Here is a 9,158-nt window from a genome sequence, read left to right as displayed (position 1 = left end):
TCGCATTTCCGCTGCCGCGCGGATTGGGTCTGCCGGCCTGACGGTTTCGCTGAACCAGGTTGGATGAAAGCGCGCCTGCGGGCGCGTTTTTTTTCGCCCTCAAGCCGGCGAGTGCACGAAAAATAAAGCGCCAGATCAGGTCGCTGTGCCCGGTCAAGTGACCTCCCGCACAAATTCTTTTGAACTGTGATTCTGTTTTTTATCCATTCCTACCTGATGTGCCCCCGCTTAAACGACCATTAATCCATTGCGTCGAATTTTGACGCACTAAAGTAGTGCGTCGTCCTCGATATTGCCGGAAAGGTAATACATAACGCAAAGCACGCTCCAACCGGGCGCCGGGCCGATTCGCTGCAACACTTGATGCCGCGGGGTCCCGCGGTGGTGCAACTGATGCACAAAAAAATGTCGCAACCGGGTTGCGCCTTTTATTGGTTTTAGCTCACAAAATAAGGTTGCAATGCAGGAAAACCCCACCGGTTCAACAATATTGCCACCCGTAAAATTGGAGTTACAATGCGCGCGTTCTCAAGGCCTTACGGTCCCGAACAACGGATTTTGCAAGGCGCAGGAGACCTACTTAATGCGAGTCAAATTTGCTTATGCCGTGTCCATCGTGACAGCGGTTGCGACGTTGACGGCGTGCGGCAAGAAACAGGATGTCGAGGCGGGAGCGGGCGCATCGGCGGCTGCGGTAGCAGCGGCCCCCGCCAGTGAGGCGACTATCGTGAAGATCGGTCATGCGGCCCCGCTGACGGGCGGCATCGCCCATCTCGGCAAGGACAATGAAAACGGCGCGCGTCTGGCGGTCGAGGAAATCAATGCGCAAGGTTTGACGATCGACGGCCACAAGATCCAACTGCAGCTCGACGCGCAGGACGATGCGGCCGATCCGAAAACGGGCACCGCCGTCGCGCAGAAGCTGGTGGACGACCATGTGGTCGCCGTGGTCGGGCATCTGAACTCCGGGGTGTCGATTCCGGCTTCGAAGATCTATAGCGATGCGAGCATCGTGCAGATCTCGCCGTCGTCGACTAATCCCGCGTACACGCAGCAGGGTTTCAAGACGACCTACCGGGTCGTCGCCACCGACGCGCAGCAAGGTCCGGCGCTCGCCAATTACGCGACCAAGGCGTTGGGCGCCAAACGCATCGCCATCGTGGACGATGCAACCGCCTATGGTAAGGGGCTCGCGGACGAATTCGCGAAGACCGTCGAGGCGAGCGGGGCGAAAGTCGTCGCACGGGAGGCGACGAACGACCGGGCCACGGATTTCCGGGCCATCCTCACAAAGATCAAGAGTGTTCAGCCGGACGTGATCATGTTCGGCGGCATGGACGCGACGGGCGGGCCGTTTACGAAGCAGGCGGCGGCGCTCGGTATCAGGGCAAAAATCCTTGGCGGCGACGGTGTGTGTACCGACAAGGTGGGTGAACTGGCGGGAACCGCCGTGCAAAACCTGGTCTGTTCGGAGGCAGGGCTCGCGCTTTCGAAAATGGACCGCGGAGCGGACTTCGAAAAGAAGTACGAGGACCGCTTCCACACGCCGGTGCAGATTTACGCGCCGTTCACGTATGACGCTGTGTACGTGATCGTCGATGCAATGAAGCGCGCTAATTCGATCGAGGCGCCCAAGGTGCTGGCTGCGATGCCCTCGACCGATTACAACGGGGTAATCGGTCACATCGCGTTCGACGACAAGGGTGATTTGAAAGAGGGCGCCATTACGCTTTACGACTTCAAGGACGGCAAGAAAGCGGTTCTCGACGTCGTGAAGATGTGATGACGGAACGTTCAGCCTGACGGCGCCGAAACCACCCAACGGTGCCGTTTTTGCATCCGTTCAAGGGCAAGCCCGCGACCGCATCCCGGTCGTCAGGGCGAACCGGCGGCGGATAACCCTTACCGGTCTTTTACATCAGTACCCGCAGTGCCGTTGAGATTCCGTAGCGCATCACCGCCCACCGGCTGATGAACAACGAATCCAGCCGCACGGGCTAAGGAGCATTAAATGGATATCTTCATCCAGCAGATCCTAAACGGACTGGTGCTTGGCAGCGTTTATGCCATCATCGCACTGGGCTATACGATGGTTTACGGCATTCTGGGCATCATCAACTTCGCTCACGGCGACGTGTTGATGGTAGGCGCGATGGTCGCGCTCTCCGCCATAGGCGTGCTGCAGAACCATTTCCCCGGCCTCGGCAACGTGCCGACGCTCGTCATCGCGTTGATCATCGCGGCGGTGGTCTGCTCGCTGGTCGGCTACACGATCGAGCGCGTGGCGTACCGGCCGTTGCGTAAAGCGCCGCGTCTCGCACCGCTGATCACCGCAATCGGTGTGTCGATCCTGCTGCAAACCCTCGCGATGATGATCTGGTCGCGCAACCCGCTGCCGTTCCCGCAACTGCTGCCCACTGATCCAATCAACGTGATCAAGGCCACCGACACGACGCCGGGCGCCGTGATCTCGATGACCGAAATCGTGATCATCGTGGTGGCGTTCCTCGTGATGGGCGGCCTGCTGCTGCTCGTGCACAAGACCAAGCTCGGCCGCGCGATGCGCGCGATCGCCGAGAATCCGGGCGTCGCGAGCCTGATGGGCGTGAACCCGAACTTCGTGATTTCGGCGACCTTCATGATCGGCTCGGCGCTCGCCGCTCTCGCCGGCGTGATGATCGCGTCCGAATACGGCAACGCACACTTCTACATGGGCTTCATCCCCGGGTTGAAGGCCTTTACCGCGGCGGTGCTGGGCGGCATCGGCAATCTCGGCGGCGCGATGGTGGGCGGGGTGATCCTCGGCCTGATCGAACAGTTGGGGGCGGGCTATATCGGCAACCTCACGGGCGGCGTGTTCGGCAGTAACTATCAGGACGTGTTTGCGTTCGTGGTGCTGATCGTCGTGCTGGTGTTCCGTCCGTCGGGTCTGCTCGGCGAACGCGTTGCGGATCGCGCTTGATCCCGGGCCATAAGGAGTAAATAGACATGACCTCAATTCAACCGATCGAGCCGTCCACGACGCTCATCCCTGAAAAGAACCTGGGCAAGACGCTGACCGTCGGCATCATCACGGCGGTTTTCGTGATAGCCGCACCGATGATCATCGGCGCGGCCGGCGGCAACTACTGGGTCCGTGTGCTCGACTTCGCGATGCTGTACGTGATGCTCGCGTTGGGTCTGAACGTAGTGGTCGGCTTCGCCGGCCTGCTGGATTTGGGCTATATCGCGTTCTACGCGATCGGCGCCTACACGGCCGCGTTGCTGAGCTCGCCGCACCTCGCGTCACAGTTCGAGTGGATCGCGCACCTCGCGCCGAACGGGCTGCATACGCCCATCTGGATCATCGTGCCGATCGCGATGGCGCTCGCAGCGCTCTTCGGGATTCTGCTCGGTGCGCCGACCCTGCGTCTGCGTGGCGACTACCTCGCGATCGTGACCCTCGGCTTCGGGGAAATCGTGCGGATCTTCATGAACAACCTCGACCGTCCAGTGAACATCACCAACGGCCCGAAGGGGATCACGGGCATCGATCCGGTGCAGGTGGGCGGCTTCAGTCTCGCGCAATCGCACTCGCTGTTCGGCTTCCAGTTCCCGTCGGTGTACTCGTATTACTACCTGTTCGTGCTGTGCGCGCTGCTCGTGATCTGGGTCTGTACCCGCTTGCAGCATTCGCGTATCGGCCGCGCATGGGCCGCCATCCGTGAAGACGAAATCGCCGCCAAGGCGATGGGCATCAACACTCGCAACGTGAAGCTGCTCGCGTTCGCAATGGGCGCGTCGTTCGGCGGCCTGTCGGGCGCGATGTTCGGTTCGTTCCAGGGCTTCGTGTCGCCGGAATCGTTCACGTTCTGGGAGTCGGTCGTGGTGCTGGCGTGCGTGGTGCTCGGCGGCATGGGCCACATTCCTGGCGTGATCCTCGGCGCGGTGCTGCTCGCGGTGTTCCCGGAGTTCCTGCGCTCGACGATGGGTCCGCTGCAGAACATGATCTTCGGCCACGAAATCGTCGACACGGAAGTGATCCGTCAGCTGCTGTACGGTCTCGCGATGGTCGTGATCATGCTGTATCGCTCGGAAGGCCTGTGGCCGTCGCCGAAGCACGAAGACAAAATCGCGAAACTGGCGAAGCGTAGCGGCAAAAAGCCGGTGCGCGCTTAACTGACAGGGAGAAAAACATGAGCGATAACATTCGACTGTCAGTGAAGGGCGTCAACAAGCGCTTCGGCGGCTTGCAGGCGCTGTCCGACGTGGGCCTGCAAATCAAGGCGGGGCAGATCTACGGTCTGATCGGTCCGAACGGCGCCGGCAAGACGACCTTCTTCAACGTGATCACGGGTCTGTACACGCCGGATTCGGGCGAGTTCAAGCTCGACGGCGAGAACTACACGCCGACCGCGGTGTACCAGGTGGCGAAGGCGGGCATCGCCCGCACGTTCCAGAACATCCGTCTGTTCGGTGGCATGACCGCGCTCGAAAACGTGATGGTTGGCCGCCACGTGCGCACGAAGCATGGCCTGATCGGCGCGGTGTTGCAGACGCCGGCCGAGCGCAAGGAAGAACGCGAGATCAAGGAACGCGCGGTCGAACTGCTGGACTACGTCGGCATTGCGCAGTACGCGGACTACACCTCGCGCAATCTGTCATACGGTCACCAGCGTCGTCTGGAAATTGCGCGCGCATTGGCAACCGATCCCAAGCTGCTCGCGCTCGACGAACCGGCGGCCGGCATGAACGCGACGGAAAAGGTGGAGCTGACCAAGCTGCTCGACAAGATCCGTGCTGACGGCAAGACGATTCTCCTGATCGAACACGACGTGAAGCTCGTGATGGGTCTGTGCAACCAGATGACGGTGCTCGACTACGGCAAGGTGATTGCGCAAGGTCTGCCGCAGGACGTGCAGAAGGATGCGAAGGTGATCGAAGCTTATCTGGGTGCGGGGGTCCACTAATGGCAACGGCAATGTTGAAAATCAAGGGCCTGCAAGTCAATTACGGCGGCATCCAGGCAGTCAAGGGCATCGACCTCGAAGTCGCGCAGGGCGAGCTGGTCACGCTGATCGGCGCGAACGGCGCGGGCAAGACCACGACGATGAAGGCGATCACGGGGCTGAAGCCGTACGCGGCGGGCGACATCGAGTACATGGGCCAGTCGATCAAGGGCATCCCCGCGCACGAGCTGCTCAAGCGCGGTCTCGCGATGGTGCCGGAAGGCCGCGGCATCTTCGCGCGCATGTCGATCGTCGAGAACATGCAGATGGGCGCGTATCTGCGAACGGATACGGAGGGCATCAAGAAGGACGTCGATCGCATGTTCGGCTTCTTCCCGCGCCTGAAGGAACGTGCGTCGCAATACGCGGGCACGCTATCGGGCGGCGAACAGCAGATGCTGGCGATGGCGCGCGCGATCATCTCGCGCCCCAAGCTGTTGCTGCTGGACGAACCGTCGATGGGTCTGTCGCCGATCATGGTCGAGAAGATCTTCGAGGTGGTCCGCGCGATTTCCGCCGAGGGCATGACCGTACTGCTGGTCGAACAGAACGCGCGCCTCGCGCTGCAGGCGGCAAACCGCGGCTACGTGATGGACTCGGGCCTGGTCACGATGTCGGGCGACGCGAAGCAGATGCTGGACGATCCGAAGGTACGGGCAGCTTATCTGGGTGAATGAGTTGGACTGAATAACCCTGCCGTACTGATGAAAAAAAGGCCGCATGCGAAAACGCATGCGGCCTTTTCCATTCAGGCGTGCGGTGCTTCAGGCAGCCGGCACTGAGTCCGCCAGTTCGCCCAAGCGCTTGCCGAGACTGATTACCGCGTCGGTGCGATACCCGAGCGCCTCGTAAAACGCGCGCAGCTCGTTCTTCGCGGACAGGATTTGCAGATTGAGCTTCGGACAACCAAGCCCGGTCAACACGTGTTCGACGTGCGCGACCAGACGCGTGCCGATGCCGTGACGACGCTGCGATTCATCTACCGCAAGCGAATACATCCAGCCGCGGTGCCCGTCATAACCGCCCATCACCGTGCCGACGATGCGCTCGCCGAGCACCGCGACAAAGAACAGTTCGGGCTGGGTCGCCAGCTTGTTGGCGATCGACAGATGCGGATTGCGCTGCGGCCTCGTCGCGTCGCGGTACTCGGGAAAGGCCTCCTGCCACAGCGCGACCACGGCATCGGTATCGCGCGCGTCGAAGCGGCGGATCGATAGCGTTGCGCTCGTCGTCATCGGCGTGCTCCGGTTACAGCGTGTCGAGAATCGAACGCAGCATCGCCATCATCTGGTCGATCTCTTCGTTCGTCACGTTCAGCGCCGGCATGAAGCGCAGCAGGTTCGGACGCGCCGCGTTCAGCAGCAGGCCGTCGGGCTGCATGTCGCGCGCCTTCTCGACGATCTGGTTGCCGATGTCCTCACCGAGCAGCAGCGCGCGCAGCAGACCCTCGCCGCGCTCGCCCTTGAAACCACGCTCTTCCGACAACTCCAGCAGCTTCGCGCGCAGATACTCGCCACGCGCGCGCACGCCTTCGAGGAAGCCCGGCGCGGTCAGTTGCGAGATCACCGAATAACCGACCGCGGTCATCAGTGGATTGCCATTGTAGGTGCCGCCCTGATCGCCCGCTTCGAACACGGCGACCTCCGCCTTCGACAGCAGCGCCGCGAGCGGCACGCCCCCGCCGATGCCCTTGCCGAGCGTCATGATGTCCGGCTCGATACCCGACAGTTCATACGCGAACAGCGTACCCGCACGGCCGCAGCCGCTTTGCACTTCGTCGACGATCAGCAGCAGGTTGTGCTTCTTCGTCACCTCACGCAGTTGCTGCATGAATTCGCGCGACGCAGGAATCACGCCACCTTCGCCCTGAATCGGTTCGAGCATCACGGCGACCGTCTTCGCGTTGATGAGCTTTTCCACCGACGCGATGTCGTTCAAATCCGCCTTCGGGAAGCCCGCGACCTGCGGCGCATAGATCGTATCCCAGCCCGGCTTGCCGCTCGCCGACATGGTGGCGATCGTGCGGCCGTGGAAGCTGTGATCGAACGTGATGATTTCGAACGCGCCGTCCTTGAACTTCTTGCCCCACTTGCGTGCGAGCTTGATCGCGCCTTCGTTGGCTTCGGCGCCGCTGTTTGCGAAGAACACCTTGTCGAAGCAGCTGTGCTGCGTGAGGAGGCCCGCGAGTCGCGCCATCGGTTCGTTGTAGAACGCCGGCGACGGATTGAGCAGCAGCTTCGCCTGCCTGTTCAGCGCTTCGATCATGCCGTCGTTGCAATGGCCGAGGCTATTGACTGCCCAGCCCTGGATGAAGTCCAGATAGCGCTTGCCGTTGTTGTCGTAGAGCCATGAGCCCTTACCGTGCGTGAAAACGATTTCAGGCCGGTTCGTGATGTACATCAGCGACTCGATCGGGTACTCATTGAAATTCATGACGGCGGACTCCAGGAGACGGGTGAAAGCAGAGTGAAGGTGAATGGCCGGTTGGCCAGATAGCGGCCGGAAAATAAAAAGCCACGGCATGCCGTGGCTTTCATGATTCGAACAGCTTGCGCCCTGGTGTGGCGCGAATCCGTGACGAAGCCAGCGGCGTCCCTAAGGGAGCGGCGAGGGGCGACGTCGGAGTTCGGACTGGATGCGGTTCATGCGCGAAAGAATACGACAAGGAAAGCGCCGGTGTAAACCATGAATTTGCACCGCGGCGCATGAAGCGGGTTTTTTGCGCAGCGGTCTTGATGTTGACACCTTGCGCGAGGACGGCCTCGCCGACATACCGGCGGGGCCTTGCCGCTGAGCAGACCTCGTGCTCAGACCACCCGTTCAGACCGCGTTGGCCAGATCCGCTTCGCTCGTGAACGAGTCCGCGTAGAACTCGTCTTCCGGCAGACTATGATGCTGCGTGAAATCGCGCTGCGCCGACTCGACCATCACCGGCGCGCCGCACGCATACACCTGGTACTCCGACAGATCGGGCAGGTCCTCGATCACCGCGCGGTGCACGAAGCCGACCCGGCCCGTCCACGCGTCGCCGGCGTCAGGCTCGGACAGCACCGGCACGAACTTGAAGTTCGGAATCTCTCGCGCCCACTGTTCGGCCAGCTCGAGCAGATACAGGTCTTTCTTCCGGCGCGCACCCCAGTACAGCGTCATGGGCCGTTCGAGGTTCTTGTACAGCGCGTGCTCGACGATCGCCTTCAGCGGCGCGAAACCCGTACCCGATGCGAGCAGCACGATCGGCTTGTCCGAGTCTTCACGCAGGAAGAACGTGCCGAGCGGTGCTTCGAAGCGAAGGATGTCGCGCTCTTTCATCGTGTTGAACACGTGATCGGTGAAGGCGCCGCCGGGCATGTGACGGATGTGCAGTTCGATCGGGCCTTCCGTATGCGGCGCGCTCGCCATGGAATAGCTGCGGCGCTTGCCGTCTTTCAGAATGAATTCGAGGTACTGGCCGGCCAGATACTGCAGACGCTCGTTGGCGGGCAACTGCAGTTTCACGACGATGACGTCGTCGGCCTTGCGCTCGATCGCGTTCACGCGGCACGGCAGCTTCTTGACCTGCACGTCGCCGACACCGGCCACTTCGCGGATATCCACTTCGAGATCGGAGCAGGCGGTGGCGCAGCACAGGAGCGCCATGCCGCGCGTCTTTTCGTCGTTCGACAACGCCGACGACGAATGCGCGCGCTGTTCGACTTCGCCGCTCACCACGGTGCCCTTACACGAACCGCAGGCGCCGTTCTTGCAACCGTAGGGCAGGCCGATGCCCTGGCGCAAGGCGGCGCTCAGCACCGGTTCGTCCTGTTCTACCTGAAACTGCCGGCCGCTTTGCCGGAGCGTGACGTTAAATGCCATAGAGTGTTCGAAATCGAAAAGTCGGGAATCGTTATCGGACTCGCCGGATCAACCGCGCGATACCTGCCGCGCTTGACGGCTACAATGCGTCCACCATGAAAGCGACACGAAACTTCCGCCGGCCGCGCGTGCTGATCGTAGGTTGCGGCGATGTCGGCATGCGCTGCGTGCCGCTGTTGCGCCCGCGCGCGCATGTTTTCGCGCTGACCAGCCACGCCGAACGCAGCGCCGAACTGCGTGCCGCCGGCGTGACGCCGCTCGTCGGCGATCTCGATGTGCGCCGCAGCCTGAAACGGCTCGCGGGCCTCGCGCCGACCG

At 61.8% G+C, this 9,158-nt stretch carries 8 protein-coding genes and 1 pseudogene; 6 read left to right on the top strand and 3 right to left on the bottom strand.

Features of this window, described 5'->3' with window-relative positions; genetic code table 11:
• The first annotated feature begins 583 nt into the window (after positions 1-583).
• From CIC12_RS11850 to CIC12_RS11830, 5 genes are all read left to right on the top strand, one after another.
• Positions 584-1,783, top strand: a complete 1,200-nt coding sequence (locus CIC12_RS11850; RefSeq protein ID WP_168664300.1) for a branched-chain amino acid ABC transporter substrate-binding protein — start codon at positions 584-586, stop codon at positions 1,781-1,783.
• Between the two features lie 228 nt (positions 1,784-2,011).
• On the top strand, positions 2,012-2,962 hold the full coding sequence (locus CIC12_RS11845) for a branched-chain amino acid ABC transporter permease (RefSeq protein ID WP_168664299.1): 951 nt from the start codon (positions 2,012-2,014) through the stop codon (positions 2,960-2,962).
• A 26-nt stretch (positions 2,963-2,988) separates the two neighbouring features.
• Positions 2,989-4,158 carry an ABC transporter permease subunit gene (locus CIC12_RS11840; RefSeq protein WP_168664298.1) on the top strand — a complete coding sequence of 390 codons (1,170 nt, stop codon included), beginning with the start codon at positions 2,989-2,991 and terminating at the stop codon, positions 4,156-4,158.
• A 17-nt stretch (positions 4,159-4,175) separates the two neighbouring features.
• Complete coding sequence (locus CIC12_RS11835; protein WP_168664297.1) at positions 4,176-4,949, top strand: ABC transporter ATP-binding protein; 774 nt, start codon at positions 4,176-4,178, stop codon at positions 4,947-4,949.
• Entirely contained in the window at positions 4,949-5,665 is a 717-nt protein-coding gene (locus CIC12_RS11830; RefSeq protein WP_042321530.1) for an ABC transporter ATP-binding protein, read from the top strand. The genes CIC12_RS11835 and CIC12_RS11830 overlap by 1 nt, the downstream gene beginning before the upstream one ends.
• Positions 5,666-5,752: 87 nt before the next feature.
• Here CIC12_RS11830 and CIC12_RS11825 read toward each other — a convergent pair whose 3' ends face one another.
• From CIC12_RS11825 to CIC12_RS11815, 3 genes are all read right to left on the bottom strand, one after another.
• Complete coding sequence (locus tag CIC12_RS11825) at positions 5,753-6,223, bottom strand: GNAT family acetyltransferase (RefSeq protein WP_168664296.1); 471 nt, start codon at positions 6,221-6,223, stop codon at positions 5,753-5,755.
• 13 nt (positions 6,224-6,236) lie between these two features.
• On the bottom strand, positions 6,237-7,421 hold the full coding sequence (locus CIC12_RS11820) for an acetylornithine transaminase (protein ID WP_168664295.1): 1,185 nt from the start codon (positions 7,419-7,421) through the stop codon (positions 6,237-6,239).
• Positions 7,422-7,808: 387 nt separating this feature from the next.
• Complete coding sequence (locus CIC12_RS11815) at positions 7,809-8,840, bottom strand: CDP-6-deoxy-delta-3,4-glucoseen reductase (RefSeq protein ID WP_168664294.1); 1,032 nt, start codon at positions 8,838-8,840, stop codon at positions 7,809-7,811.
• 95 nt (positions 8,841-8,935) lie between these two features.
• On the opposite strand from CIC12_RS11815, the pseudogene CIC12_RS11810 reads away from it, so the two are divergent.
• Positions 8,936-9,158 (top strand): annotated as a pseudogene (locus CIC12_RS11810) (SDR family NAD(P)-dependent oxidoreductase); the annotation flags it as partial.

The organism is Paraburkholderia sp. SG-MS1, from assembly GCF_012275575.1.
Lineage (GTDB): Bacteria > Pseudomonadota > Gammaproteobacteria > Burkholderiales > Burkholderiaceae > Paraburkholderia.
The sequence above is the reverse complement of the archived record's forward strand: the minus strand, read 5'-3'. Positions and strand labels throughout refer to the sequence as shown.

Bases quoted from the DNA above. Each gene is read 5' to 3' on its own strand.
- CIC12_RS11850 (WP_168664300.1), top strand. From the start codon at position 584: ATGCGAGTCAAATTTGCTTATGCCGTGTCCATCGTGACAGCGGTTGCG.
- CIC12_RS11845 (WP_168664299.1), top strand. From the start codon at position 2,012: ATGGATATCTTCATCCAGCAGATCCTAAACGGACTGGTGCTTGGCAGC.
- CIC12_RS11840 (WP_168664298.1), top strand. From the start codon at position 2,989: ATGACCTCAATTCAACCGATCGAGCCGTCCACGACGCTCATCCCTGAA.
- CIC12_RS11835 (WP_168664297.1), top strand. From the start codon at position 4,176: ATGAGCGATAACATTCGACTGTCAGTGAAGGGCGTCAACAAGCGCTTC.
- CIC12_RS11830 (WP_042321530.1), top strand. From the start codon at position 4,949: ATGGCAACGGCAATGTTGAAAATCAAGGGCCTGCAAGTCAATTACGGC.
- CIC12_RS11825 (WP_168664296.1), bottom strand. From the start codon at position 6,223: ATGACGACGAGCGCAACGCTATCGATCCGCCGCTTCGACGCGCGCGAT.
- CIC12_RS11820 (WP_168664295.1), bottom strand. From the start codon at position 7,421: ATGAATTTCAATGAGTACCCGATCGAGTCGCTGATGTACATCACGAAC.
- CIC12_RS11815 (WP_168664294.1), bottom strand. From the start codon at position 8,840: ATGGCATTTAACGTCACGCTCCGGCAAAGCGGCCGGCAGTTTCAGGTA.